The sequence below is a fragment of the Bradyrhizobium sp. HKCCYLRH3097 genome (genome assembly GCF_051167875.1).
Classification (GTDB): Bacteria; Pseudomonadota; Alphaproteobacteria; order Rhizobiales; family Xanthobacteraceae; genus Bradyrhizobium.
This window is the reverse complement of record NZ_JBNPTX010000017.1, coordinates 20,899-47,736: the sequence shown is the minus strand read 5'-3', so window position 1 is coordinate 47,736 and position 26,838 is coordinate 20,899. Positions and strand designations below refer to the sequence as shown.

18 protein-coding genes are annotated in these 26,838 nt (G+C 66.4%); 3 read left to right on the top strand and 15 right to left on the bottom strand.

Annotated elements, in window-relative coordinates; translation table 11 throughout:
* The first annotated feature begins 26 nt into the window (after window positions 1-26).
* Window positions 27-1,091, top strand: a complete 1,065-nt coding sequence (locus ACQR0U_RS30275) for a helix-turn-helix domain-containing protein (RefSeq protein ID WP_315753295.1) — start codon at window positions 27-29, stop codon at window positions 1,089-1,091.
* Here the strand turns inward: ACQR0U_RS30275 and ACQR0U_RS30270 are convergent.
* Window positions 1,045-3,567 (bottom strand): bifunctional diguanylate cyclase/phosphodiesterase, encoded by a 2,523-nt coding sequence (locus ACQR0U_RS30270; protein ID WP_315712764.1) that lies wholly within the window; start codon window positions 3,565-3,567, stop codon window positions 1,045-1,047. The genes ACQR0U_RS30275 and ACQR0U_RS30270 overlap by 47 nt on opposite strands.
* Before the next feature lie 236 nt (window positions 3,568-3,803).
* Here ACQR0U_RS30270 and ACQR0U_RS30265 point away from each other — a divergent pair, with 236 nt between their 5' ends.
* Window positions 3,804-4,964: an ABC transporter substrate-binding protein gene (locus tag ACQR0U_RS30265; RefSeq protein WP_315753207.1), complete on the top strand. Its 1,161-nt coding sequence runs from the start codon at window positions 3,804-3,806 to the stop codon at window positions 4,962-4,964.
* A gap of 27 nt (window positions 4,965-4,991) precedes the next feature.
* On the opposite strand, the gene ACQR0U_RS30260 is transcribed toward ACQR0U_RS30265, so the two are convergent.
* The 8 genes from ACQR0U_RS30260 to ACQR0U_RS30225 form a co-directional block, all read right to left on the bottom strand.
* A complete protein-coding gene (locus ACQR0U_RS30260) occupies window positions 4,992-5,912 on the bottom strand; it encodes a cytochrome c (RefSeq protein WP_316201843.1) in 921 nt (306 codons plus the stop codon).
* A 148-nt stretch (window positions 5,913-6,060) separates the two neighbouring features.
* Window positions 6,061-6,510: a c-type cytochrome gene (locus ACQR0U_RS30255; RefSeq protein WP_315753208.1), complete on the bottom strand. Its 450-nt coding sequence runs from the start codon at window positions 6,508-6,510 to the stop codon at window positions 6,061-6,063.
* 129 nt (window positions 6,511-6,639) lie between these two features.
* Window positions 6,640-8,949, bottom strand: coding sequence for a xanthine dehydrogenase family protein molybdopterin-binding subunit (locus ACQR0U_RS30250; protein WP_434844058.1), 2,310 nt, complete (start codon window positions 8,947-8,949; stop codon window positions 6,640-6,642).
* A gap of 152 nt (window positions 8,950-9,101) precedes the next feature.
* A complete protein-coding gene (gene murJ / locus ACQR0U_RS30245; RefSeq protein ID WP_434844057.1) occupies window positions 9,102-10,631 on the bottom strand; it encodes a murein biosynthesis integral membrane protein MurJ in 1,530 nt (509 codons plus the stop codon).
* Window positions 10,632-10,924: 293 nt separating this feature from the next.
* Window positions 10,925-11,257, bottom strand: a complete 333-nt coding sequence (locus tag ACQR0U_RS30240) for a hypothetical protein (protein WP_434844056.1) — start codon at window positions 11,255-11,257, stop codon at window positions 10,925-10,927.
* A gap of 81 nt (window positions 11,258-11,338) precedes the next feature.
* The gene (locus ACQR0U_RS30235; protein WP_434844055.1) at window positions 11,339-11,683 is read right to left on the bottom strand and encodes a hypothetical protein; all 345 of its coding nucleotides are present in this window, start codon (window positions 11,681-11,683) and stop codon (window positions 11,339-11,341) included.
* Window positions 11,684-12,889: 1,206 nt separating this feature from the next.
* Window positions 12,890-14,041: a DegT/DnrJ/EryC1/StrS family aminotransferase gene (locus tag ACQR0U_RS30230; protein WP_315828195.1), complete on the bottom strand. Its 1,152-nt coding sequence runs from the start codon at window positions 14,039-14,041 to the stop codon at window positions 12,890-12,892.
* 55 nt (window positions 14,042-14,096) lie between these two features.
* A complete protein-coding gene (locus ACQR0U_RS30225; protein ID WP_315712777.1) occupies window positions 14,097-15,104 on the bottom strand; it encodes a Gfo/Idh/MocA family protein in 1,008 nt (335 codons plus the stop codon).
* Window positions 15,105-15,464: 360 nt separating this feature from the next.
* Here ACQR0U_RS30225 and ACQR0U_RS30220 point away from each other — a divergent pair, with 360 nt between their 5' ends.
* The gene (locus ACQR0U_RS30220) at window positions 15,465-16,175 is read left to right on the top strand and encodes a DUF1223 domain-containing protein (RefSeq protein WP_315753213.1); all 711 of its coding nucleotides are present in this window, start codon (window positions 15,465-15,467) and stop codon (window positions 16,173-16,175) included.
* 7 nt (window positions 16,176-16,182) lie between these two features.
* On the opposite strand, the gene ACQR0U_RS30215 is transcribed toward ACQR0U_RS30220, so the two are convergent.
* The 6 genes from ACQR0U_RS30215 to ACQR0U_RS30190 all read right to left on the bottom strand — a co-directional run bounded on the left by ACQR0U_RS30215 (window position 16,183) and on the right by ACQR0U_RS30190 (window position 26,815).
* Window positions 16,183-18,402 carry a tetratricopeptide repeat protein gene (locus ACQR0U_RS30215; protein WP_434844054.1) on the bottom strand — a complete coding sequence of 740 codons (2,220 nt, stop codon included), beginning with the start codon at window positions 18,400-18,402 and terminating at the stop codon, window positions 16,183-16,185.
* Window positions 18,403-18,486: 84 nt separating this feature from the next.
* A complete protein-coding gene (locus tag ACQR0U_RS30210) occupies window positions 18,487-20,706 on the bottom strand; it encodes a tetratricopeptide repeat protein (RefSeq protein ID WP_434872364.1) in 2,220 nt (739 codons plus the stop codon).
* A gap of 81 nt (window positions 20,707-20,787) precedes the next feature.
* Window positions 20,788-23,010, bottom strand: a complete 2,223-nt coding sequence (locus tag ACQR0U_RS30205; RefSeq protein WP_316225682.1) for a tetratricopeptide repeat protein — start codon at window positions 23,008-23,010, stop codon at window positions 20,788-20,790.
* Window positions 23,011-23,080: 70 nt separating this feature from the next.
* Window positions 23,081-24,493: a mannose-1-phosphate guanylyltransferase/mannose-6-phosphate isomerase gene (locus ACQR0U_RS30200; RefSeq protein ID WP_315828200.1), complete on the bottom strand. Its 1,413-nt coding sequence runs from the start codon at window positions 24,491-24,493 to the stop codon at window positions 23,081-23,083.
* 11 nt (window positions 24,494-24,504) lie between these two features.
* On the bottom strand, window positions 24,505-25,521 hold the full coding sequence (locus ACQR0U_RS30195) for an NAD-dependent epimerase (RefSeq protein ID WP_434844052.1): 1,017 nt from the start codon (window positions 25,519-25,521) through the stop codon (window positions 24,505-24,507).
* Between the two features lie 10 nt (window positions 25,522-25,531).
* Window positions 25,532-26,815 (bottom strand): nucleotide sugar dehydrogenase, encoded by a 1,284-nt coding sequence (locus tag ACQR0U_RS30190; protein WP_316201833.1) that lies wholly within the window; start codon window positions 26,813-26,815, stop codon window positions 25,532-25,534.
* Window positions 26,816-26,838 lie beyond the last annotated feature (23 nt).

Here is a 26,838-nt window from a genome sequence, read left to right as displayed (position 1 = left end):
GACTGCGGCGCCGCGTGAAGAGTGAGATCAAAGCCGTTTCGTCCCTGCTGCCGAGCTACGGCTTTTGCGCCGAGCAGATGGACACCGAGGCGAACATTGCGGCGTGGCGCGAGGCCACGTCGACGTTCTTCGAGGTCGACCAGCTCGCGGCCGGCGAGGCCGCTCCGTTCAGAGCGGACGTGCTGTCCTATGCGCTGGGCTCCGTGCTGCTGGGATCGGCCCGTGCGAGCGGCCAGCGGTTCCGGCGATCGGCCGAAACCGTCGCCCGCAGCGGCGTGGATCACATCATCCTGCAGCTCTACGTGAACGGCAGCTATGAGGGCGTCGCGGGCGCCTCGCCGATCCGGGTCGAGGCCGGCGACCTCTGCGTGCTCGATCTCGCCCAGACACTCGAAACGCGCGCGACACCGTTCGAGAACGTCACGTTGGTGGTGCCGCGTCCGATGTTCGATGCGCGCCTGCTGCAGGTCGACGACCTGCACGGCCTGGTGCTGCCGCGCAGCGGCGCGCTGGCGCCGCTGTTGGCGCGGCATTTCGGCGCGCTGCTCGACTGTGCGCCGCGCATGAGCTTCGACGAGTGCCAGGCCGCGGTCGAGGGCACGATCGCGCTGATCTCGGCGTGCCTGCGCGGCGAGCTCGAACGCCGCGATGCCGACCGCAGCGTGACGCCGGACGCCTCGCTGCTCCGCGTCCGCCAATATATCGAAGCGCGGCTGTCGAGCCCTGAACTCAGCGCCGACGCGGTGGCGCTGCATTTCGGGATGTCTCGCGCGTCGCTCTATCGCCTGTTCGCGCCGATCGGCGGCATCGCCGACTACATCCGCAGCCGCCGCCTGCACCGCGCGTTCTTCGATCTCGCCGGGACGGGATCGCGGACGCAGCGCATCAGCGAGGTCGCGCGGCGCTGGCAGCTCGGGACCGATGCGCATTTCACGCGGCTGTTCAAGGCCGCCTACGGCATCACGCCGAGCGCCGCGCGCGAGGCCGCCATGCTGGGCTCGCCACGCCTGCCGGTCGACGCGGACGCCGAAACCGCCTCGCCGCTCAGCCGTTGGATGCGAGGGATAGCAGCGCCCCGGACCGGGGAATGAGCGCGACGACGGCCGCCGAGTGCGGGTCGTCGTCCTCGGATGCGTCGTCCTCAGATGCGTCTTCGGCCGGCTGCGGCTCGTCGGCATCGGACGCAGCGCGCGCGATCTCCAGATGCTGCTCGAGCTGCTCGACCGGCATCGGCCGGCCAAGCAGATAACCTTGCGCGAAGTTGACGCCGAGCGCGCGCAGTTGCACCAGCTGCTCTTCGGTCTCGACGCCTTCGGCGGTGATCTGGATGCCAAGCCCCCGCGCCAGCGTCACGACCGAGGAGATGACGGCGGCACTTTCGTCGCGCACGCTCAGATTGGCGACGAAGGACTTGTCGATCTTGATCTTGTTGAACGGGAACGCCGTCAGCGAACGCAGCGACGAATAGCCGGTGCCGAAATCGTCGAGCGCCAGCGAGATGCCGAGGCCCTTCAGCCGGTCGATGAAGCTCTCGTTCTCGGCCGCGCGCTCCAGCAGCACCGACTCCGTGATCTCGATCTCGAGACGCTTCGGATCGAGGCCGGACCTCGCGAGCGCCGACTGGATGACGTCGAACAGTTCGGCCTGCTTGAACTGGACGGGCGACAGATTGACGGCGATCTTGACGTCGTCCGGCCATGCGGTGGCGTCGTCGCAGGCGCGCCCGATGATCCATTCGCCGAGCGGCACGATCAGGCCGGTCGACTCCGCAAGCGGGATGAACTTGTCCGGCGGCACCAGCCCCTTGACCGGATGACGCCAGCGCACCAGCGCCTCGACACCGCGGCGCTCGCGCGTCTCGGCGTCGTAGAACGGCTGATAGTGCACCTCGAACTGGCACTGCGCGATGGCGTCGCGCAGATCACCCTCGAGCGTGTTGCGCGCCTCGAGCTCGGCCGACATCGCATCGTCATAGAGCGTGTAGCAGCTGCGGCCGGCGGATTTCGAGCGATAGAGCGCGAGGTCGGCCTTCTTGAGCAGGTGCTCCTGGTCGCGGCCGTGCTGGGGCGCGAGCGAGATGCCGATGCTGGTGCCGATCTCGACCCGTTGCCCGCCGAGCTGGAACGGCTCGGCGATCAGCTTGGTGATGCGCTGCGCAAGCTCGATCGCGGCGGCGCGCTGGTCGGCGGACCCGGCCTGGATCAGGGCGAACTCGTCGCCGCCGAGCCGGGCCAGCACGTCCTCGTCGCGCAGCTGCGATCTCAGCCGCTGAGCGACCTGCACCAGCAGCTCGTCGCCGGCGCCATGGCCGAGCGAGTCGTTGACGTTCTTGAAGCGGTCGAGGTCGAGCAGGAAGACCGTGAAGCGGCCACTCTTCTCGTCGTTGATGCGCTCCATCTCCTCGAGGAAGAAGGCGCGGTTCGCAAGGCCCGTCAGCGCGTCGGTCTGCGCCAGCTCGAGCACGCGGCGATTGGCGAGCGCGAGCTGCAGGGCGTTGCGGCTCGACAGCGCGAGATACACGGCGAGGAAGATCGTCGTCGCCATGCCGGCCGCATACAGCGCCAGCGCGCGGTTGTGGCTCGCCATCAGGCTGCCACCGGCGGGCGCCGCCTGGAACACCCAGTCGGCATCGCCGATGCGCAAGGTCGTCGACCAGATGCTGGGGTCCGCGGGCCAGCGCTGCGGGTCCACGCCGGAGGCGTTGATCACGCGCTCGGGCGGCAGAAGGTTGATCGCGAGCGCCGGGCTGTTGGGATTGTTCGCGCGCACCGACTGCAACAGCGTCGGCAGGTCGAATACGCCGATGATGAAGCCGCTGAGATTGCGGCGGCGGTCGGCGACCGTCGTGCGCGACGTCCCCTTGGCGTAGACGGGGATGCCGATCATCACGGCGTTGTTGCGCTCGTTCTGATTGATCAGGTTCTGACGCGTGCGCAATGCGCCGATCACGTCGTAGTCGCGCGACTGTTCCAGCACGGCGCGATGGTCGGGAATGCTCCAATAATCGAGACCGTAGACCGGCGAGGTCTTCGCCTCGGTGGAGAAGTAGACCGGATAATATTCGTCGCTCTCCGGCGCCACGGTGCCGTCGGGGTAGGACTTGATGCGAAAGGCGGGAACACCATCGGTGATCGCCGCCGCCTCGTATTCGCCGCGCTCCTTGCGCTTGATCCGCGGCAGCCACGCCAGGCGCAGCATGCCGCGATGCGCCTCGAACAGGCGCGCGCTGAAGGTCTGGTACTCGCTGCGGGTGATGTCGTCGTTGGCGGATTCGAAGCGGGTGCGCAGCGCGGTCAGCCGGCTGACATATTCGTTGACGCCGTTCTGGACCAGGATCGCCTGAGCTTCGGCCACGCCTTCGAAATCGGTGCGCGCCAGCCGGTTTTCCCAGCGTCCCACGGCAACCGTCCCGACGACCGACAGCACGACGCCGACGCATGCCGCGATGATCGCAGGGCGATAAAGCCGGTATCGCGATAGCGACGCGCGCAGCCTCTCGCGCCCGCTACCGCTGCGAGCATCATCCTTTTCCTGCAGCGTCGGTGCGCTGTACTCTTCAACCTGCAATATGGCCCCCGCCAAACGGCTGCCCCTCACCACGATGCGGCCGATGCTGGCCGCGGTAAGTTAAGGACGGTCAAAGATGATCCGTCGTGGCGTACCAGAAACCGGGCTTGGTTAACGGCTGACTGTTGAGGGCCGCCCAAAACGCGATCAAGCGCGGGCCACGTCTTTAGCGAGGTCTTCATTCAACACGCCTAGACTGAGTTGTCATCAAGCGTACTCGTGCATCGAAGATCGCAATGAACTGGTTTTCAAGCCTTCGGATCTCCATCGTTCTCGCCCTGATCGCCGGCGTGCTCCCGCCCGGGTCTGCGCGCGCCGACGAGCTCGGCGTCACCAACGACTCCATCATGTTCGGCCAGGTGGCGGCGCTGGAGGGCCCGTCGGCCGCGCTGGGCCAGGCGGCGCGCCAGGGATTGCTGGCGGCCTTCAACGAGCTCAACGCCAAGGGCGGCGTCTACGGCCGCAGGCTGAAGCTGGCGAGCCGCAATGACGGCTACGACCCCGATCGCTCGGTGGTCGAGACCATCAAGCTGATCTACGAGGACAAGGTGTTCGCGCTGATCGGCGCCGTCGGCACCCCGACCGCGATGGCCACCGCGCCGATCGCGGCGTCGAACGACGTCCCCTTCATCGGGCCGATCTCGGGCGCCGAATTCCTGCGGGCGCCCGAATTCCAGAACGTCGTGAACATCCGCGCAAGCTACGCGGCCGAGGCCGAAGCCACGATCAAGCATCTCACCGAAGAGCTTCACCTCACCCGCATCGCCATCTTCTATCAGGATGACTCGTTCGGCCGCGACGTGCTGGCCGGCGTGAAGACGCATCTCGATCGCCGCGGCCTCGAGCTCGCGGCCGAAGGCACGTTCGAGCGCAACACGCGCGCGGTCGGCGCGGCGCTCAAGGTCATCCGGCGCGCGGAGCCGGAAGCGGTGATCCTGGTCGGCACCTACGGCCCGTGCGCCGAGTTCATCAAGATGGCGCATCGCAGCGGCTTCAACCCGACGTTCTCGGCGGTGTCCTTTGTCGGTGGCAATGCCCTTGCAAAGGAGCTCGGTCCGGAGGGACGCGGCGTCATCGTCTCCGAGGTGGTCCCGTTTCCGTGGGACACCGACCTCCGCGTCGTCGCCGACTACCAGGCCGCGATGAAGACGCTCGATCCGAGCCAGACGCCGGATTTCATCGGGCTCGAGGGCTACATCACCGGCCGCCTGGTGGCCCGCGCCCTGGCGATGACCGGGCCGAACCCGACCCGCGCCGAGCTGCTCCGCATCATCAACGAGGTCGGCCAGTTCGACATCGGCGGACTGGTGGTCAGCTTCGGCAACGCGCGCAAGGAGAATCCACCGCCGGTATCGCTGACGGTGATCCAGAGCGACGGCAGCTTCAAGCCGATCTGACCTGCGTGCGCGCGCTCGCCGAACTGATCAGCTTGCCGGCTTCTTCGGCTTCGGCGGGCCTTCCGCCGGCGGCAGCGATTTCAGATAGACCGCCATCGCCTTGCGATCCTCGGGCGTGAGCTGCGAGGTGTTGCGGATCACCCGCGCCATCGAGCCGCCGGCGCTGTCGCCGTCGGGCAGCTGTCCGGTCTCGAGGAAATAGCTGATGTCGCTCTCGCTCCAGTCCGCCAGGCCCTTCTGGGTGATGTTCGGCACGAAGCCCTGACCTTCCGGATCCGGCCCACCCGCCAGACGCTGCGCCGAAACGATGCCGCCGAGCGCGTTGCGCGGGCTGTGGCACTCGGCGCAATGGCCGAGCGTATTGACCAGATAGGCGCCGCGATTCCACTCCGCCGGGCGCGCGGCGTTGGCGGCAAACGGCCTGTCGTCGAAGAACAGCAGCTTCCAGACCCCAACGGTGCGACGGATGTTGAACGGGAATGGCATGTCGTGCGCGCGCGAGGCGCCGGCGACCGGCGGCAGCGTCTTCATGTAGGCGAAGAGATCGCGGACGTCGTCGATCTTCGCCGCCGCGTAGGAGGGATAGGGAAAGGCCGGGTAGTAGTGGCTGCCGTCCGGCGACACGCCGCTCACCACCGCATTGACGAACTCGGCCTCGCTCCAGCGCCCGATACCGTCAGTGGGGTCGGGCGAGATGTTGGGCGCATAGAAGGTGCCGAACGGCGAGCTCAGCGGCAGACCGCCGCCGAGCTTCAGTCGATCCGGCTGGTTCGGCACCGCGTGACAGGACGCGCAGCCACCGATGTTGAACATCTCCTGCCCGTTGGCGAGATCCGGCGCGCGCGTCGCCGCTGCGAGCGTGATCGTCGACGGCTGGGTCAGCCACCAGAACACCGCCATGCCGGCGGCGCCGAGCACGCAGAGAGCAAGCAGGAGGCGGCGTAGCATGGTGGCTCCGTCACAGCAGGAGGATATCGTCGGCCCGGCGATCATCACCGGAGCTCGGCGGCGCCGTGATACGTCAGGACGCCCGCGCGGCGCAAACAAACGGGGGCGGACGCCATGTCGCGTCCGCCCCCGTTGATGGCTGGTCAGATCAACTGTTCTTGAGACGGAAGGTCTCGTGACAACCGCCACATTCCTTGCCGATGCCCGGCGCGGTCGCCTTCAGGCTGTCGAGATCCTTGATCTTGGCCTTGGCCTCGGTGACGACCTTGCCGAAGGTCTCGATCTTGGCCTTGAAGCCGGCCTGGTCTTCCCAGATCTTCGGCGACGGACCGTAGTCGCCTTCGAACTTGGCGCCCTTCAGGCTCGCCGGATACATCGTCGGCAGCTTCTTGGCGGTCTCCTCGAGCTGCGCCAGAGCGGCATTGACGGCGGCCTGATCATACGGCTTCTCGCCCTTGACCATCGCGATCAGGACACCGCCGAGGTTCTTGGCGTTGGCCTTCATCGTGTCCTGGCTATGCTTGACCAGATCCTGCTGTGCCATCACGGCGCCGGCCCCTAGCAGCAAAGCTGCGACAGCCACGACAGTCCGCTTCATCAATTCGCTCCTTTGTTGTCACAATCCCGTCCAGCCCACCTGGACGGGTCGCTTGGTTGGTCAACCCCTCAGCCGGCGGGTTATTCCGGAATTGAGGCGGATATCGGAGGAGATCCGGAGGGAGAGTACTCAGAGACTATGACGGCGATGCTGCTCCCGGATCGCGATCCAGACGCGCTCCGGGGTCGCCGGCATGTCGATGTGATCGATCTTGTACTCGCGCCAGAGGGCTTCGACGATCGCATTGACGACGGCCGGACAGGAGCCAATCGCGCCCGCTTCGCCGGCGCCCTTGACGCCCATCGGATTGGTCTTGCAGGGCACGTTGTGGGTCTCGAAGGTGAAGGACGGCGCGTCGGCGGCGCGCGGCAGCGCGTAGTCCATGAAGCTGCCGGTGACGAGCTGAGCGTCGGAGTTGCTGTAGACCACCTGCTCCATCAGCGCCTGACCGATGCCCTGCACCGCACCGCCATGCACCTGGCCGGCCAGCAGCAGCGGATTCAGCGTCACGCCGAAATCGTCGACGATGACGTAGTTGACGATCTTGATGATGCCGGTCGCCGGATCGATCTCGACCTCGGCCACATGCGTGCCGTTCGGATAGGTGCCATCGGCGCTGGCGAAGGTGGCGCTGCCGTTGAGCTTGGCGGGATCTGTGCCCGGACGCTTGGCGAGATCGGCGAACGAGATCGCGCGGTCGGTGCCGGCGACGCGGATCACGCCGTCGGCGATCTCGAGATCGCCGAGGCCGGCCTCGAGTGCTTCCGCCGCGATCTGCTTGAGCTTGTCGCCGAGCTCATGGGTGGCGCGCTGCACGCTGACGCCGCCGGAGGGAATCGAGGCCGAGCCACCGGTGCCGAGGCCGGTCGCGATTTCGGCCGTGTCGCCCTGGTGGATGTGCACGCGCTCCGGCGGCAGGCCGAACTGCTCGGCGACGATCTGGGCGTAGGCGGTCTGGTGGCCCTGCCCGCTCGACTGCGTGCCGATCAGGATGGTGACGTCGCCGTTGGGATCGAGCCGCACGTTCGCGGTCTCCTCGCCCATGGTGCCGCAGACCTCGACATAGCTCGCGAGCCCGATGCCGCGGATCAGCCCGTGCTTCTTCGCAGCCTTGGCGCGCTTCGGAAACTCCTTCCACTGCGCGATCTCCATCGCGCGCTTGAGATGCGCGTTGAAGTCGCCGGAATCGTAGACCTTGCCGGTCGCGGTCTTGTAGGGCAGCGCGCGCGGCGGAATGAAGTTCTTGCGCCTGATCGCATCGACTGACATGTCGAGCTTGCGTGCGCAGGCATCGACCAGGCGCTCGATGACATACGCCGCCTCGGGGCGTCCCGCGCCGCGATAGGCGTCGACCGGAACGGTGTGAGTGAAGATCGTGCGCACCCGGCAGTGGAACGCCTGGATGTCGTAGAGCCCCGGCAGCATGCCGGCGCCGCCATGCGGAATGTACGGCGCGAAGGTCGAGAGATAGGCGCCCATGTCGCCCATCAGGTCGACGTCCATGGCGAGGAACTTGCCGTCCTCGGCCAGCGCCATCTTCGCGGTGGTGACGTTGTCGCGGCCCTGCGCGTCGCCCATGAAATGCTCCGAGCGGTCGGCGGCCCAGCGCACCGACTTGCGCAGCCGCTGCGCGGCGACCGCGAGCAGCGCATACTCCCGGTAGGGAAACAATTTTGTGCCGAAGCCGCCGCCGACGTCGGGGCAGATCACCCGCATCTTCTCGGTCGGGATCTTCAGCACGTTCTGGCAGAGGATGTCGCGCAGCCGGTGGCTGCCCTGGCTGCCCGCCGTCAGGGTCAGATGATCGCGCTTGGTGTCGTATTCGCAGACCGCGGCGCGCGTCTCCATGAAGCTCGCGACCACGCGCGGATTGACGATGCGGATCTCGGCCACCGCATGCGCTTTCGCGAAGGCCGCCTCGGTCGCGGACTTGTCGCCGATCGAAACGTCGAACAGCACATTGCCCTTGTGTTCGGCCCACACCTGCGGCGCATCCGGCTTGATCGCGTTCACGACGCCGGTCACGGCCGGCAAGGTCGTCCACTCGACCTTGATCGCCTCCAGCGCGTCGCGCGCGTGATCCAGCGTATCGGCGACGACGAAGGCGATGGCGTCACCGACGTGGCGCACCTCGTCCTTGGCGAGGATCGGATAAGGCGGCGCGGTGAAGGGATCGGTCTCGAGATTGAACAGGCAGGGCAGTCCACCGAGCTCCGCGGTGTCGGCGGCGGTCAGGATCAGCGCCACGCCCGGCAAGAGCCGCGCCTGGGTGACATCGAGGGTGAATTTGGCATGGGCATGCGGCGAGCGCAGCACCAGCGCATGCAAGGCGGCAGCCGGCGCCAGATCATCGGTATAGCGGCCCTTGCCGCGAATCAGCGCGTCGTCCTCTTTCCGGAGAACGCTTTGTCCGACGCCGAACTTGATTGGAGCTGCCATCTGGTTTCACTTCCCGCTTGCATTGTCGCGACTATTGGACGGCATATTGCAGCGGAACGAAGACTCGCGCAAACGCCATATGGCCGCCCCTGGACCCACGCGCGGTCAACTCTCGGCAGGCATGCCACCAGCTCGATGCTGCAGCGCAAACGTCAGCGCCGCACCAGGGCCTTGAGCCAGCGCGGGCCGAACAGCACCAGGATGGCGCCGGCATAAATGACGGCCCCCACCACGATCAACAGGCCGAGAACGGCTTCGTCCTGCAAGCGGCCGAGCGATGCGAGACGGGCCGATGCCACCAACGCCGTCGCCCACAATGCAGCCGCCAGCACCACGCCCGTGCCGGCAAATTTCAGCAGCGACGAGGTGAGCCGCCGATCGAAGCGCAGATAGCCCTTGTGCACGGCGAAGCCGAGCACGAGCAGCAGGTTGATCCAGGCGCCGACGGCCGTCGCCAGCGCGAGGCCGACCTGGGCGAGCGAGCCCATCAGCAGGACTTTCAGCACGACGTTGGCGGTCAGCCCGGTGAGCGAGGCCTTCACCGGCGTGGCGGTGTCCTTGCGCGCGTAGAAGGTCGAGACCGCGCTGCGGATCATCACGAACGGAATGAGGCCAACGGCATAGGCGGCGAGCGTCGCGCCGGCCGCCGCCGCATCGCCCTTGGTGAAGGCGCCGCGGGCGAACATCGCCCGCGTGATCACGTCGGGCACCGCGAGAAAGGCGGCGACGAACGGCACCGAGAACAGCAAGGTGAACTCGAAGGCGCGGCGCTGCTGCTCCATGGCCCCTTCATGATCGTTCGCCGTCAGCCGCCGCGACATTTCCGGCAGCAGCACGGTGCCGATGGCGATGCCGATCACGCCGATCGGCAGCTGGTTGAGACGATCGGCATAATACAGCGCCGAGATCGCGCCTGCGGGGAGGAAGGTCGCGATGATGGTGTCGGCGAACATCGCCACCTGCGTGCCCATCGAGCCGAGCGTGGCCGGCCCCAGCGCCTTGAAGAAGGCGCGGATGTCGTCGTCGAGCTTGAGCGGCGCAAAGCGCGGCAGCCCGCCATGGCGCGCGAGGTCGCCGGCGAGCAGGAAATATTGCAGGAAGCCCGAGATCAGCACGCTCCAGGCCGCGGCATGACCGACGCCGGGAAAGAAGGCGGCCAGCGCCAAGGTCGCCATCATCGCGAGATTGAGGAAGATCGACGCCGCCGCCGCGCTGGCGAAACGCTGCATCACGTTGAGCATGCCGCCATACAGCGTCACCAGCGTGATCAGCAGCAGATAGGGAAAGGTGATCCGCGTCAGCGTGATCGCCAGGTCCCGCTGCGCCGGATCGTCGGTGAAGCCGGGCGCCAGGATCGTCATCGCCTGCGGCATGAACACCCAGGCGAGGATCAGCAGCACGATCTGCGAGGCCAGCAGCAGGGTGAAGATGCGGTCGGCAAACAGGCTCGCCGAGGCCGGCCCCTTCTCGCCATGGACATGCGCATAGGCCGGCACGAAGGCCGCGTTGAACGCCCCCTCGGCGAAGATCGCCCGGAAATGATTCGGCAGCCGGAACGCAATGAAGAAGGCGTCCGCGACCGGCCCGGCGCCGAGAATCGCCGCCAGCATGATGTCGCGGGCAAAGCCGGTGAGGCGCGACAGCAGCGTATAGCCGCCGACGGTGAAGATACGTCCGAGCATGGGGGGCTTCTAGAGCATTGCGGGGGGAGTTTGAAGCGGGGAACGTGCTGACTTGCCGCTTGCGGCCAAAATACGGCAGCCTGGTCGCGCCCCTTCCCCGCTGGAGGAAACGAATGCACGGATTTCTTGGGCAAGGACAGCGCCAGCTCAAACCCATCCCCGCCTACGGCAGAGCACTTGCACAGGCCGCTCGACATTTCGCGCCCGTCTGCGTCCCCGTCGTCGTGGCCGGGCTTGTCCCAGCCATGACGGGATAACTAATTAAGCACTACATGCGACGAACGAGCGAAGTGTCATCCGTCGCGCCCGGCGCGAACACCGACAGATGCCGCATCTCCAAACCGGCGCTGGTTGGCTTTAACGAACGTCCGCAACCACGGCACAAGCCCTCGCGCCTCGTTCTCGGCTGTCTCTGCCGTGTCATAGATTCCGCAATCGGGACCTGGCGGTCCCCATTCGCCTTCGAGTTGCTCGCCTGCAAGGATGATGGGGCAGTCCGGATCGTCGTTAGGCAAGCTCGCCGACAACCACTGCCTTTGATACGTATAAGCTCCATCTGGTCGGCGCAAAATTAGCACGCGCTCGCGGCCATTGATGCTTTCAAGCGTCTTGATCGTCGAATACATTGCGCGTTGCGCTCACTCTGAAATTATGATGCGGATGGCAGCCGGTGGAAGGATCAGCACGGCCTAATCCGCCGCGCGCGGTCACCAATCCAGATTGACCGCCATGCACCGACTGCAAAGCAAGGCCCCTCTTGGTATCTCTTGCTTGCAGTTGTGACACCGTGACTCGGCGTCCCGTATATGAAGAACGTTGGCCTTCGCCTGATGAACATCACACCCCGACACGCGCGTGAGCATCTTGATCGCCTCGATTGAATCTGAATGCCGCAAGCGCGCGATCTCGCTCCTGTCCACCGACGACAGGCCCTCGAACAGCAGAACGATCGCGCGACAATGCGGGCAGACCAGATGCCGTCGGCCGTCGGGCGAGAAGGCCTCATAGGACCATGATTGATCTGCGAACGCATCGAGCAGCTTCTGCGTCATTCTCTTTGGCATGATCGTCCCCAAATCTGGCTGCAGACGATAGACTGGATCTGCTCAGCAAAAATGGCCCTGGCTCATTCGACTTTGTTGGACCGACCTCGCTATGGCCGCGACAGCGCAAGGCACGAGAAACCGCGACAAGCGACCCCCCTTGTCGTGCAACTCAGGAATGGCGCGATGAGGCCATTCTCGCGGCAGCTGCTGTCCGGCGTGCTTCGCGCCGTCAGTATTGCCTGCTCCAAGAAACCTATTTCGCGAGCCGCTTCAAGCGTATCCCTCCATCCAGCCCGCCTCGGAAAAATATTCCTATTTCTTTTTATCAGAAATCATGATTGTATGTCGCCGTCCCGTCTCGATCAGAGGGGCGCTTCGCGGTCGTCACGGACGTTGAGGCGGGATGCGGTGGGCGTGTCGATGTTGCAGCGTGGTTCGCCATGCCGACGAACGACGTCGATGCGCACGGTCAAGTCGCGTAGTCCTGGCATCCCGACGCTGATGCCAAGTTGGTGCTGATGCGCAAAGCGCAGTGCCGATGACGGTGGCCAAAAAGCCCGGAGCACCGGGGAGAACGCGAAGCAGCCGTTCCATCCATCGCGCGGGGAATGCCGGGATGTCTCGGCTGAACCTGTGGTTCCTGCCGCCTGCATTTTTTTCGCAGGCGGGCCATGGGTGCGGCCAGCGCCCGGCATTCCCCGTGCCCTCTTCGAGGAGAGGGCAGGACGAACAGCAAAGCTCGGACGCGATCAGCGCCGCGAGAGAGCGGAGTTATGTCTCACCGCCGTCATTGCGAGGAGCGAAGCGACGAAGCAATCCAGAGTCGCACCCGGGGCTCTGGATTGCTTCCGCCGTCGCCCTTCGGGCTATGGCGGACAAGTCGCTTCGCTCGCAATGACGATGAGTGTGTCGATGCGGCGTCAGCACGAACAACACCGGAGACGGAGCGAGATGCGTGCCAAGCACTCCGCTGTCATCCCGGACAAGCCGGCCGACGCAAAGCGGCGGCGGGCGCTGATCCGGGATCCATACGCCGTGCGGCCGATGGGGCGCGTGGATCGGGCCGCCTGCCCGTTTCAGAGATCACGCGGTATGGGTCCCGGCGTTCGCCGGGACGACAGTGTGATTTGGGGCTGCCAACGGGGCAGATCGCCCGCCGGCGCTGTGAGCCGCGCCGCAGCAAGCGGCGTGACGTCAAGGATGCGTAAGGCCTCAGGCGCGGACGGCGCCGCGGACGACGTCGATGATGCGCCCTTGCGTCGGCTCGTCGAGATAGGCGTGCATCGGCAGGCTGATGACATCGCTGGACAGCTGCTCGCTGACCGGCAGGCCGCCATCGGCGCTCGGGAAGATGCGGTAGGCGGTCTGCTGATGCATCGATTTCGGATAGTAGATCGCGGTCGGAATGCCCTGCGCCTTCAGCGCGGCAGCGAAGGTGTCGCGGTCGACGCCCTTGGGCAGGCGGATGGTGTATTGCGCCCAGACCGAGGTGCAGCCCTCGGCGAGGCGCGGCACCTTCACGACGTCGGCCAGCGCCGCGGTGTAGCGCTCGGCCACCGCGTTGCGCGCGGCGATCTCGTCCTCGAAGATCCTGAGCTTCTCGATCAGCACCGCAGCCTGGATGGTGTCGAGCCGCGCGGTGAGGCCGAGGCGGACATTGTCGTATTTGTCGCTGCCGCCACCATGGGCGCGCACGCTGCGCAGGCGCTCCAAGAGGCCGGCATCGTCGGTGAGGATGGCGCCGCCGTCGCCGAAGCAGCCGAGCGGCTTGGCCGGATAGAAGCTGGTGGCGGTGGCGAGGCCGAAGGTGCCGATGCGGCGGCCCTTGTAGCTGGCGCCAAAACCTTGGGCTGCGTCGTCGAGCACGAACAGGCCTTCGTCCCCCGCGATCGCGGCGACCGCATCGTGGTCGGCGCTCTGCCCGAACAGGTCGACTGGGATGACGGCCTTCGGCTTCAGGCCAAGCCGCTTCGCGGTGGCGATGCCGCGGCGGAGCGAGGCCGGATCGATGTTGAAGGTGTCCTCCAGCACGTCGACGAACACCGGCGTGGCGCCGGTCAGCGCCACCGCTTCGCCGGTGGCGCAGAAGGTGAAGGACGGGCACAGCACCGCGTCGCCGGGGCCAATGCCCTGGGCCATCAGCACCATCAGCAGCGCGTCGGTGCCGCTGGAGCAGCTCACGGCGTATTTGGCGCCGCAGAATTCAGCCAGCTCCTTCTCGAGCTGGATGATTTCGGGGCCGCCGAGAAACTGGCAATGCGCCAGCACGCGGGCGACGGCGTCATCGAGCGACTTGCCGAGCCGCTGGCGCTGCGCGGCGGTGTCGATGAACGGAATAGGCTGATGACGCAGGTGCTGGTTCATGAGCTCTGACACATGTTCGCAAACGGAAATGAGGATGAAGCGAAGGCCGGGCCGGCTAGCCGGCCGCGCGCAGCTTGGTGGCGGCGGCCTCGGCCGGACGATGGCTCGAGGTTTCCAGGCACTGCGTGGCGATCGCCAGACTCGCGACGCCCTCGTCGCCGGTGACGGCGGGCGACGTGCCCGAGCGCACCGCATGCAGGAACGCGATCAGCTCGGCGCGCAGAGGCTCGTCATGGCCGACCGGGAGATGCCGCATCGAGTAGCTGCCGTCCGGCTTGAAGCCGAAGCATTCGGTGACCTGGCGCGTCAGCAGGTCGCCCATGATGTACTTGCCGCGCGTCGCCACGGTGACGTTGCGCGCCTTGAACGGCGTCAACCAGTTGGTGTTGATGTGGGCCAACACGCCCGATGCGGTGCGGAACTGCAGAAGCGCGATGTCCTCGCGCTCGGCGACCGCGCTGGAGAGCTGTGGCTGCACCTCGATGATGTCGGATTCGGTGAACCAGCGGATCAGGTCGATGTCGTGCACGGCGAGGTCGATGACGACGCCGACATTGGACATGCGCGGCGGGAACGGGCCGACGCGGGTGATCGCGATCGACAGGATGTCCTCGCCAGCGATCGCCTTCTTGATCGCGGCAACCGCCGGATTGAAGCGCTCGACATGGCCGATCATCAGGGTGACGCCGGCGCGGTGCGCGGCCGAGACGATCTCCTTGCCTTCCTCGACCGTGGAGGCGATCGGCTTCTCGACGAGCAGATGCACCTTGCGGGCGATGCAGGCGAGCGCGAGCTCGTGATGCAGATGGGTCGGCGCGGCGATCGTCACGGCGTCGACGCCCTCGGCGACGAGCTCATCGAGCGTCTCGAAGGTCGGGCAGTTAGCAAGCTCGGTGACGCGGCTGCGATGCGCCGGCAGCGGATCGACGACGCCGACGAGGTGCACGTCGGGCAGACCGGCGAGCACGCGGGCATGATTGCTGCCCATCACGCCGGCTCCGATCACGCCGACTCGCAGCGCCTGCCTCAGCTCGGCCTTGTGGCCCGCCCCCTTGGAACTCATGTCATCGACCCCATCAATGTCCCCGGATTGCGACGTCACGGATTGGCCGCAACGGTTAACGAACGGCAAATCACCGGTCGAAGCTCTCCTAGCATGCCGCTTGAAGCGAGGCGAATGCGGAAACCTTTTTCAGGACACGATTTGATTCAGAAAGTTACATCGGGTGCGGACGAAAAGCGCTGTCTTTTGAACGGCGTGCACGATGCCCTTCACGTGTGGCGAGCGCCCTGCTCACGCGTCACGACAGGCCGCGAAGGTCACGGTCGATGCGTCTTCACGCCTGCGTGTTGGCTACGGCGGGAGGTAACACGGTGGATCCCGCCGGCGAAGGAGATCACGTCACATCGCGGGAGAACACCCATGACCCTCAGCCTTGCCTCGCTCCGCTACGCCTCATCCTTCGCCGTGCTGCTCGCCTCGCTTGCTCCGTGGTCGCCGTCGGTGGCCGCGGTGGATCGGCCTGTCGTCATCGAGCTCTTCACCTCGCAGGGCTGCTCCTCCTGCCCGCCTGCAAATGCCTATCTGAACGAGCTGGTGCGGCAGCGCCGCGACGTGCTGCCGCTCGCCTTTCACGTCACCTATTGGGACCGGCTGGGCTGGAAGGATCCGTTCTCGTTGCCGGCCGCCACCGACCGCCAGGCCCGCTACGGCAGCCGCTTCGGCGACGGCTCCTACACGCCGGAGATCGTCGTCGACGGGGTGACGGGTCATGTCGGCTCCAACAGGGCCGAGGTGGGAGCCGCGATCGATCGCGCCAGGGGCGCGAGCGCGACGGCGGCGCGGCTCAAGCTCGCGCGCGATGGCGACAGGCTCACGGTCGAGGTCGACGGCGGCGAAGGACGCGGACGCCTCCTCCTGGTCGGCTTCGATCATCGGCATGAAACGGCGATCCGCCGCGGCGAGAATGGCGGCCGCACGCTGGAGGAGCTCAACGTGGTGCGCTCGGTGCGTCCGCTCGGGGATTGGAGCGGCACCGCGCTGCGCCTCACCGAACCCATGCCGGAGGGCGAGGATGCCGCCGTGATTCTCGAAGCGGCGGACGGGCGCATCGTCGGCGCGGCGCGGCTGTAGTATGCGGTCAGGAGGAGGCGCAGTACCGGTGCCAGAACTGGCGGTAGCCCTCCTCCACCTTGCGCGTGTAGGTCTCGACATTGCCGGCGGCCGAGTTGGCAACCATGGCCGGCAGTTCAGCACGCAGCTTCGCCAGCGTCGCGGGTGCGGCAGCATATTTCAGCGCGATGGCGATGTAGCCGTCATCGTCGGAGGCCACGAAGTCGCCGAGCCCGACCGCCGTGTTGATCGCCGCCGCCGCGCGCGCCGCGGCGCTCTGCCCGAGCTTGGCGATGACGGGGACGCCGGCCTGCAGCGACTCCCAGGTGCTGACGCCGCCATTCTGCGGGAACGGGTCGAGCGACATGTCGATGCCTGCGAACTGCGCGATGTGCTGGTCGCGCGTCGACAGGCCGAGGCAGGTGATGCGCTCCTGCGCGATGCCATGCGCCACGAACCGCGCGACGAGGCCGTCGCGCAGCAAGGGGGCATCGAGCGCGCCGTTCTTGATGACGATCCGCGAGCCCGGCAGCGCGCCCATCAGGCGGGACCAGAGCGCGAGCGCAGGCTCGGAGATCTTGTCGATCCGGTTGAAGACGCCGAACGTGACGATGCCGTTGCGCAGCATCGGCAGCGGTGTCGGCTGCCATCCCGGCAAGGGATCGGTGGTGATCACGGCCGGCAGATCATAGACCTGCTCGGCAAACAGCGGACGCACAGCCTCCGGCACGGTCACCGGATCGGCGAAGAAGTAGTCGATGGTCGGAAGCCCCGTGCCGGTGCCGCTGCCCCACGCCGTGACCTGCACCGGCGCCGGCTTGCGCGCGAACACCGGCAGCCGGTTGCCGGCGGAATGGCCGGAGAGGTCGACGAGGATATCGACCTGATCGGCCTCGATGCGATCGCTCAGCTCCTCATCGGACATCTGCCAGGCGTCGACCCAGAGGTCGGCGGCGGAACGGCATCGCTCGGTCATGCCATCCTGCAGCGGCGAGCAGGAATAGCAGACGACCCTGAACGCCTGATGGTCGTGGTGGCGCAGGACCGGCAGGAACACCAGGGCAGCCGAGTGATTCCTGAAATCGGACGAGACGTAGCCGATGGTGAGCCGCCGCTCCGGATCGCGGTCGCGGACCGGCGGCGGCCGGCGCGTGATCTTGCTGCCGATCCTGGTCCACCATTCCCGGCGTACCGCCTGGTGCTGAGCGAAATCGGTATCCGGCATGAAGTCGAGCAGGAATATCTTCGCGGTGATCGCATCACCGAAATCCGGCTTGATCTCGAGCGCACGCTCGAAGTGCTGCAAGGCCGTCGCGAGATCGCCCTGCTTGCAGAAGCATTCTCCGAGCCAGGTCCAGGCAACCTCCGACTGCGGGTTCTGCTCCAGCACCTTGCGGCAGGCATCCATCGCCGGCGCGATATTGTCCTTGATGGCGCTGAGCTGCGCGAAGCCCAGAAGCGCGACGTCCAGCCGCGGATCGAGCGCCAGCGCGGCCTCGAAATCGGGCATCGCCTTGTCGAAACGTCCGGCCTGCTGATGCAGCCGGCCGCGCTGGGCGAGCACCTGCGGTGCACCGGGCTTGATGGCGAGCGCGGCGTCGAAGGCCGCGAGCGCCTCGTCGGAATGGCGCAGATTGATGCTGGCGAGTCCCTTGCCGAACATCGCCTCCATGTGACGCGGGTTGAGCGACAACGCGCGATCGAAGCTCGCATTGGCCTCTGCATTGCGGGCGAGCGGAAGCAGCGCCATGCCGCGATTGCAATAGGCGTCGGCATAGTCGGGCTTGAGCGCGATCGCCCGGTCATGCGCGGCGATCGCCTCCTCGGGCCGGCCCAGGCGCATCAGCGTGTTGCCGAGGCCCGTGAGCGCCACGAGCAGATTCGGCTTCAGTGCGATCGCCCGTTCCTGGCATTTGCGCGCCTCGTCGAAGCGCTTGCGGTTGAACAGCGCGAGACCGAGATTGGAGAGCGCCTCGGCATGCCGCGGCTCGATCTCCACGGCCCTGGTCAGGGCCTGCTCGGCGAGGTCGAGCTGGCCGCCGTCGAGCGCCGTGACGCCGAGCAGGTGCAGCGCATCGAAATGGTCGGGAAGCAGCGCCAGAATCTGGCCGCAGATCGCCTGCGTCTCGGCGTGACGGCCGGCACGATACGCCGCCACGGCGCGCGGCATGAGCTCATCGGCCTGCTTGCGATGCTTCTTCTGCAATCTCGCATTCTGGAAGGCGCGAGAGCCGACATTGCTTGCCAAGAGACTTGCCTCCACGAGGAGCGTGCAGATCGCGGGAACGCGGTGAACTCACACGCGGCACGAGCGGATGCCGCGACACCAGGACTAGCCGGCGCCGGCGCAATGGCGGCGCCAGAACAGGCGGTAGCCCTCCTCGACCTTGCGCGCGTAGGTCTCGACATTGCCCGCGGCCGAGCTTGCCACCATCGCCGGCAGAGCAGCCCGCAGCTTGGCGAGCTCCGCCGGCTGAGAGGCCCACTTCGCGGCGAGCGCAACATACCCCTCGTCGTCCTCGGCGACGAACTCGCCGAGCCCGACCGCCGTGACGATCGCGGCGGCGGCGCGCGACGCCGCGCTGTGGCCGAGCTTGGCGATGACCGGCACGCCGGCCTGCAGCGATTCCCAGGTGCTGACGCCGCCATTCTGCGGAAACGGATCGAGCGAGATATCGACCTGGGCAAACTGCGCGATCTGCTGCTCGCGCGTCGACCAGCCGAGACAGACGACCCGCTCCGGCGCGACACCATGGGCGGCGAAGCGCGCCAGGAGACGGTCGCGCAACAAGCGATCATCGAGCGAGCTGCTCTTGATCACGATGCGCGAGTCCGGCAGCTGCTGCATGATGCGGGTCCAGACGATCAGCGCAGCGTCGGAGATCTTGTCGAGCCGATTGAACACGCCGAAGCTGACAAAGCCGTTATTGAGCATCGGCAGCGGTGTCGGCGCGATGTCCGGCAACGCTTCGGTGGTGATCACCGCCGGCAGGTCGTAGACCTGCTCGGCGAACAGATGACGCACGGCGTCGGGCACCGTCACCGGATCGGCCAGGAAGTAGTCGATGGTCGGCAGGCCGGTGCCAGTGCCGCTGCCCCAGGCCGTGACCTGGATAGGTGCGGGCTTGCGGGCAAACAGCGGCAGCCGGTTGCCGGCGGAGTGGCCGGAGAGATCGACCAGGATATCGACGCCATCGGCCGTGATGCGGTCGGCGAGTTCGTCGTCCGACATCTGCACGGCGTCGACCCAGAGATCGGCGCAGGCACGGAACTGCGCGGTCACACTGTCCTGCACCGGCGAGCAGGCGTAGCAGACGATCGCGAAATTCTGCGGGTCGCGATGCCTGAGTACCGGCAGAAATGTCAGCGCGGCCGAATGATTGCGGAAGTCGGACGAGACGTACCCGATCGTCAGGTGTCGTTCCGGGTCGAGATCGCGCTTGGCCGCCGGCCGGCGCGGGATGTGGGCGCCGATCCGCTGCCACCATTCGCGCCGCGCCGCCTGCTGGAGCGCGAAATCGGCCTCCGGCATGAACTCGAGCGTGAAGATCTTGGCGGTCATCGCCTCGGCGAAATCGGGCCTGATCTCGAGGGCGCGATCGAAATGTGCGACGGCCGAGGCGACCTCGCCCTGCTTGCCATAGCAGACGCCGAGCCACAGCCAGGCCTCCTCGGAGCGCGGATTCTGCTCCAGCACCTTGCGGCAGGCGTCGACGGATTGGGCGACGTCCTTGAAATGGCCGAGCTGGGCCTTGCCGAGCAACGCCATCTCCAGCATCGGATCACGCGCCAGCGCCGCCTCGTAGTCCGCCTTCGCCTGGTCGAAACGCCCGGCCATCTGATGCAGCCGGCCGCGCTGGGCGAGCACTTGCGGTGCACCGGGCTTGATGGCGAGCGCCGCATCGAAGGCCGCGAGCGCATCGGTCACGTGACGCAGATTGATGCTGGCCAGCCCCTTGCCGAACATCGCCTCCATGTGACGCGGGTTGAGCGACAACGCGCGATCGAAGCTCGCATTGGCCTCTGCATTGCGGGCGAGCGGAAGCAGCGCCATGCCGCGATTGCAATAGGCGTCGGCATAGTCGGGCTTGAGCGCGATCGCCCGGTCATGCGCGGTGATCGCCTCCTCCGGCCGGCCCAGGCGCATCAGCGTGTTGCCGAGGCCCGTGAGCGCCACGAGCAGATTCGGTTTCAGCGCGACGGCGCGCTCCTGGCATTTGCGCGCCTCCTCGAAGCGCTTGCGGTTGAACAGCGCGAGACCGAGATTGGAGAGCGCCTCGGCATGCCGCGGCTCGATTTCCACGGCCCTGGTCAGGGCCTGCTCGGCGAGATCGATCTGGCCACCGTCGAGCGCCGTCACACCGAGCAGATGCAGGGCATCGAAATGGTCCGGCAGCAACGCCAGGATCTCGCCGCAGATCGCCTGGGCCTCGGCCCGCCGACCACCGCGATAGGCGGCGACGGCCGTGGGCATCATCGCGTCGGCCTGCTTGCGGTGTTTCTTCTGCAGTCTCGCATTCTGAAACGCACGGGAACCGACATCGCTTGCCAAAGACGGCCTCCGAATAACGCGTGGATCTACATATCGGGCTTGTTCACGCGCGACCTTGCTTCAGGCCGCGACGGATGGGCCTCAGCCGCCAGTAGCGCAATAGCGGCGCCAGAACTGGCGATACCCCTCCTCGACCTTGCGCGTGTAGGTCTCGACGTTGCCGGCGGCCGAGTTGGCCACCCGCATCGGCAGCTCCGCACGGAGCTGAGCGAGCTCGGCCGGCCGCGCCGCGTGCTTCAGGGCGATCGCAATGTACCCCTCGTCGTCCTCGGCCACCCAGTCGTCGAGCCCGATCGCCTTGACGATCGCGCCGCCGGCCCGCGACGCTGCACTGTTGCCGAGCTTGGCAACCACGGGAACGCCGGCCTGCAGCGATTCCCAGGTGCTGACGCCGCCATTCTGCGGGAACGGATCGAGCGAGATGTCGATGTTGGCGAACGCCGCGATGTGCTCATGGCGCATCGAAGCGCCGAGACAGGTGAGGCGGCTCTCGCCGACGCCGTGCGCGGCGAAGCGGGCGATCAGCGTGTCGCGCAGGAATGCATCCTCCAGCGCGCCGTTCTTGATGACGACGCGGGCGTCCGGCAACGCTTGGAGCAGCGCCGACCACACCCTCAGCACCTCGTCGGAGATCTTGTCGACGCGGTTGAAGACACCGAAGGTGACGTAGCCGTTGCGCAGCATCGGCAGCGGCGTCGGCTGCGCGTCCGGCAGCGGATCCGTGGTGATCAGCGCCGGAAGATCGTAGACCTGCTCGGCGAACAGCGGCCGCACCGCCGATGGCACAGTCACCGGATCGGCAAAGAAGTAGTCCATCGTGGGCAATCCCGTGCCGGTCGCATTGCCCCATGCGGTGACCTGGATCGGCGCGGGCTTGCGGGCGAACACGGTGAGCCGGTTGCCGGCCGAATGACCGGAGAGGTCGACGAGAATGTCGACCTGGTCGGCCTGGATGCGATCGGCCAACTCATCGTCGGAGAGCTGAGATCCGTCGACCCAGCCGTCGGCCGCCGCCTTGCACTGCTCGGTGACCGAATCGACCAGCGGCGAGCACGAGTAGCAGATGACCTTGAACGCCGCGTGGTCGTGATGGCGCAGCACCGGAAGGAAGGTCAGCGCGGCCGAATGGCTGCGGAAGTCGGACGACACGTAACCGACCGTGATGCGGCGATCCGGATCGCGGTCGATGGCGGCGAGCTGGCGCTGCGGGATGTGCGCGCCGATCCGCTCCCACCATTCGCGGCGGACGGCCTGATGCACGGCGACGTCGGCGCCGGGATAGAAATCGAGCGCGAAGATCTTCTTCATCATTGCATCCTCGAAATCCGGCTTGATCTCGAGGGCGCGGTCGAAGTGCTGGATGGCGCCGGCCGTGTCGCCCTGCTTCGCCAGGCACGTGCCGAGCCAGATCAGCGCGACCTCCGACGCCGGATTCTGCTCCAGCACCCGCTTGCAGGCGAGCATCGCCGGAGCGATCCGCTCGGTGAGCACGCAGACATGCGCCTTGCCGAGCAGCGCCGCCTCGAGCCCGGGGTCGGTCGCCAGCGCGGCATCGAAATCGGCCTCGGCCTCGGCGAACCGTCCCATCTGCACATAGAGACGGCCACGCTGCGCGATGACGGCCGCCGTGCCCGGCTTCATGGCAAGGGCGGCGTTGAAGGCGGCGAGCGCCTGCTCAAGGTGCCGCAGATTGATGCTGACCAACCCCTTGCCGAAGGTCGCCTGCATGTGCCGCGGCGCCAGTGCCAAGGCGCGGTCGAAGCTCTGTCTGGCCTCCTCGTTGCGCAGCAGGAGCAGTTGCGCCATGCCGCGATTGCAGTAGGCGTCGGCGAAGTCGGGCTTCAGCGCGATGGCGCGGTCATGCACCTCGATCGCCTGCGCGAACAGCTGCATGTTCATCAGGGTGTTGCCGAGGCTCGTCAGCGCGGTGGCGAAATTGGGCTTGAGCGCGACGGCGCGCTCCTGCACCGCGCGCGCCTCCTCGTAGCGCTTCATGCTGAACAGCACGAGGCCGAGATTGGCCAGGGCCTCGGCATTGCGCGGCTCCACCGCGACGGCGCGGGTCAGGGCCTGCTCGGCGAGGTCGAGCCGACCGCTGTCGAGCGCGGAGGCGCCGAGAAGGTGAAGGGCGTCGAAATGATCGGGCACGAGGGCCAGCGCCTGACCGCAGATGGCCTGGGCGTCGGCATGCCGGCCCGACCGGTAGGCCTCGACGGCCTTCGGCAGCAGGCCGTCGGCCTGCTTGCGGTTCTTCTTCTGCAGGCGCGCGTTCTGGAACGCGCGCGATCCGATCGTGCTTTGCAAGGAAGCTCTCCGGCGGACGACGTCCGGGGCTATCTAGCACGGCTCGCGTGATTCGCGGCGAGACCCCGCCCTACTCGCGACGGTAATCGTCCTCGATGCGGATGATGTCGTCCTCGCCGAGATAGGACCCGGTCTGGACCTCGATCAGTTCCAGCAGGATCTTGCCCGGGTTCTCCAGCCGGTGCACCGCGCCCATCGGAATGTAGATCGATTCGTTCTCGTGCACGGTCTTGACCGTCTCGTTGATGGTGACCCGCGCCGCGCCGCGCACTACGATCCAGTGCTCGGAGCGGTGATAGTGCTTCTGCAGCGACAGCCGCTGGCCGGGCTTGACGATGATGCGCTTGACCTGGTGACGCTCGCCATTGTCGACCGACTGATAGCTGCCCCAGGGCCGATGCACCTTGATGTGCGCCTCGGTCACTTCGGGCGCGACGGTCTTGAGCTTGGCGACCAGCCGCTTCAACCCGTTGGCATCGCGCTGGCGCGACACCAGCACGGCATCCTGCGCCGCCACCACGACGAGGTCGTCGACGCCCTCGAGCGCGACCAGCGCCTTGTCGGTGACCACGTTGCAGTTGCGGGAATCCTCGAACACGGCGGTGCCGCGCGCGGCATTGCCCTGCCCGTCCTTGTCGGACAGTTCCCAGACCGCATGCCAGGAGCCGACATCAGACCAACCGCACGACACCGCCACCACGGCGGCACGTTCGGTCTTTTCCATCACGGCATAGTCGATCGAGATCGGCTTGGCCGCCGCGAAGGCATCGGAGTCCAGGATGATGAAGCCGAGGTCGCGGCCGGCCTTGGAGACAGCGTCGATCACCGTCTGCACGCTGCCCGCATCGAACTTGCGGTATTCATCGAGCAGGACCGATGCGCGGAACATGAAGTTGCCGCTGTTCCAGAGATAGCCTTCGCGAATGTAGCGCTCAGCGGTCGGCTGATCCGGCTTCTCGACGAATTTCGCGACGGCCCGCACTTCCCCGGATACCGATGCACCCGGGCTGATATAGCCATATTCGGTGGCCGCGCGCTCCGGATTGACGCCGAAGGTGACGATGCGGCCGGCCTCGGCGGCCGCGAGCCCCTGCCGGCACGCCGCGAGAAAAGCGGGGGTGTCACGGACGACGTGATCGGCCGCGAGTGCCAGCACGACAGCGTCCTGATGGCGCGACTGGGCGAACGCCGCTCCGGCGGCGATGGCCGGGCCCGAATCGCGCCGCATCGGCTCCAGCAGCACGTCCGCCTCGATGCCGATCTCGGCCAGTTGCTCCAGCACCATGAAGCGATAGGCCAGATTGGTGATGATGATCGGCCGTTCGAACAAGTCGGCATCGGATACGCGCAGCAGCGTGTCCTGGAACGTGGAACGGGCGCCGAACAGCGGCAGGAACTGCTTCGGGCGAACCTCCCGCGAGGCCGGCCAGAGCCGGGTCCCGGCGCCGCCGCACATGATGAGAGGAATGATGCGTCCGGTCATGAATCAACCCGTTAAATTCGGTGATAGTCGCGGTACCATTTCGCAAAACGTCCGATGCCGTCGGCGATCGACGTCGCCGGCCGGAAGCCGATGTCGCGTTCGAGGTCACTGACATCAGCATAGGTCGCCTCGACGTCGCCGGGCTGCATCGGCAGCATTTCCCTGATGGCCGGCCGCCCAAATTCCTTCTCCAACAACGTTATCACGTCCATCAGCTGTTCGGGATGATTGTTGCCGATATTGTAAATCCGCCATGGCGCCCGGCTGCTCGACGGATCGGGCCTGTTTCCATCCCAATCCGGGTTTCCCTGGGGCGGGCGGCCGATCAGGCGGACGATGGCCTGCACGATGTCGTCGACATAGGTAAAATCACGCCGCATCCGGCCTTGATTGAACAGCTTGACCGGCTGCCCGGCGAGGATGGCCTTGGCAAAGATGAACATCGCCATGTCGGGACGGCCCCAGGGGCCGTAGACGGTGAAGAAGCGCAGGCCGGTTGACGGCAGCCGGTACAGATGGCTGTAGGAATGCGCCATCAGCTCGTTGGCCTTCTTGCTCGCCGCATAGAGGCTGATCGGATGATCGACATTGTCCTTGACCGAGAACGGCAGCTTGGTGTTGGCGCCATAGACCGATGAGGACGAGGCGAACAGCAGGTGCTCGCAGCCGTGATGGCGGCATCCTTCGAGGACGTTGATGAAGCCTTCGAGATTGGCGTCGACATAGGCGTGCGGATTTTCTAGCGAGTAGCGCACGCCGGCCTGAGCGGCGAGATGCACCACGACGGGAAAGCGATGCTGGGCGAACAGCGCCTTGATGCCGGCGCGGTCGACCAGATCGAGCTTATGAAAAACGAAACCCGGCTGCGCCTTCAGGATCTCGAGGCGCGCCTCCTTCAGCTTTGGATCGTAATAGGCGTTGACGTTGTCGATGCCGATGACCCGGCGCCCCTCCGCAAGCAGCCGCTGCGACAGGTGGAATCCGATGAAGCCGGCGGCGCCGGTCACGAGGATGGGATGATCTGCCATGGTCGCTCCATCAGGGTCGCCACAGTTCGATGGCGGCGGGTTTGCTCGCGCGGTCGAGCTTCATCTTCACGTCGAGCACGAGGCCGCTCTCCTCGCGCAGCAGGCCCTGCACGAGAGCCCAGCCTCCGGCGAGATACTGATCGTGCGACACGGCCAACACCACCGCGTCGGCTGGGCGCAGCGCCTCGATCGCCGTCAGGCCGATGCCATACTCCTCGTGCACCGCCGCTGCATCGGCGAGGGGATCGGCGATCTGCACCTCGACGCCGAACGACTGCAATTCGCTGATGATGTCGATCACCCGCGAATTGCGGATGTCCGGCACGTTCTCCTTGAACGTCATGCCGAGAATGGTGACGACGCCCCCCCGGCCCTTCCGCCGCAGCAATCCGCGGATGCATTCGCGCGCGATGCGCCGGCCCATCTCGTCATTGATGCGGCGGCCCGCCAGGATCACCTCGGGATGGTAGCCCGCCTTCTCGGCGCGGTAGGTGAGGTAATAGGGATCGACGCCGATGCAGTGGCCGCCGACCAGGCCGGGGGTGAACGGCAGGAAGTTCCACTTGGTCGCGGCAGCCGCGAGCACGTCGCCGGTATCGATCTCCAGTGCCTGGAAGATCAGCGACAACTCGTTCATGAAGGCGATGTTGAGATCGCGCTGGGTGTTCTCGATCACCTTGGCCGCCTCGGCGACCTTGATCGATGGCGCGCGATGGATGCCAGCGGTGACGACCGAGCCGTAGACGGCGGCGACGATCGCGAGCGTCTGCGGATTCTGTGCCGAGACCACCTTGGTGATGGTCTCGAAGCGATGCGTCTTGTCGCCAGGATTGATGCGCTCCGGCGAATAGCCGACGTTGAAATCCGTCCCCGCCTTCAGCCCCGAGCAGCTCTCCAGCAACGGGACGCAGTCTTCTTCGACGGCGCCCGGGTACACGGTCGACTCATAGACGACGATGTCGCCGCGTTTCAGAACGGCTCCCACCATGCGCGTCGCGGCCAGCATGGCGCCGAGATCGGGCCGCCGCGCGCTATCGATCGGGGTCGGAACGGTGACGATGAAAAAATCGGCAGTCGCGATATCATCCGGCTCGCTGGTGAAGCGCAGGCTTGGCCGGCGCAGGTCGGCCGCATCGACCTCGCAGGTCCGGTCCCTTGCATCCTTCAGCTCCGCGACCCGGACCGCATCGATATCGAACCCGATCGTCGGGCAGCCTGTCCGCGCGAACGCAGCCGCGACCGGCAGGCCGACATAGCCAAGGCCTATCACCGCAATCTTCCGGCCATGAGACATAAATTGATATTCCGGTCGTTTCG

Excerpts from the sequence above, each read along its gene's own strand:
- ACQR0U_RS30265 (WP_315753207.1), top strand. The coding sequence starts at position 3,804 with ATGAACTGGTTTTCAAGCCTTCGGATCTCCATCGTTCTCGCCCTGATC.
- ACQR0U_RS30260 (WP_316201843.1), bottom strand. The coding sequence starts at position 5,912 with ATGCTACGCCGCCTCCTGCTTGCTCTCTGCGTGCTCGGCGCCGCCGGC.
- ACQR0U_RS30255 (WP_315753208.1), bottom strand. The coding sequence starts at position 6,510 with ATGAAGCGGACTGTCGTGGCTGTCGCAGCTTTGCTGCTAGGGGCCGGC.
- ACQR0U_RS30250 (WP_434844058.1), bottom strand. The coding sequence starts at position 8,949 with ATGGCAGCTCCAATCAAGTTCGGCGTCGGACAAAGCGTTCTCCGGAAA.
- murJ (WP_434844057.1), bottom strand. The coding sequence starts at position 10,631 with ATGCTCGGACGTATCTTCACCGTCGGCGGCTATACGCTGCTGTCGCGC.
- ACQR0U_RS30240 (WP_434844056.1), bottom strand. The coding sequence starts at position 11,257 with ATGTATTCGACGATCAAGACGCTTGAAAGCATCAATGGCCGCGAGCGC.
- ACQR0U_RS30235 (WP_434844055.1), bottom strand. The coding sequence starts at position 11,683 with ATGACGCAGAAGCTGCTCGATGCGTTCGCAGATCAATCATGGTCCTAT.
- ACQR0U_RS30230 (WP_315828195.1), bottom strand. The coding sequence starts at position 14,041 with ATGAACCAGCACCTGCGTCATCAGCCTATTCCGTTCATCGACACCGCC.
- ACQR0U_RS30225 (WP_315712777.1), bottom strand. The coding sequence starts at position 15,104 with ATGAGTTCCAAGGGGGCGGGCCACAAGGCCGAGCTGAGGCAGGCGCTG.
- ACQR0U_RS30220 (WP_315753213.1), top strand. The coding sequence starts at position 15,465 with ATGACCCTCAGCCTTGCCTCGCTCCGCTACGCCTCATCCTTCGCCGTG.
- ACQR0U_RS30200 (WP_315828200.1), bottom strand. The coding sequence starts at position 24,493 with ATGACCGGACGCATCATTCCTCTCATCATGTGCGGCGGCGCCGGGACC.
- ACQR0U_RS30195 (WP_434844052.1), bottom strand. The coding sequence starts at position 25,521 with ATGGCAGATCATCCCATCCTCGTGACCGGCGCCGCCGGCTTCATCGGA.
- ACQR0U_RS30190 (WP_316201833.1), bottom strand. The coding sequence starts at position 26,815 with ATGTCTCATGGCCGGAAGATTGCGGTGATAGGCCTTGGCTATGTCGGC.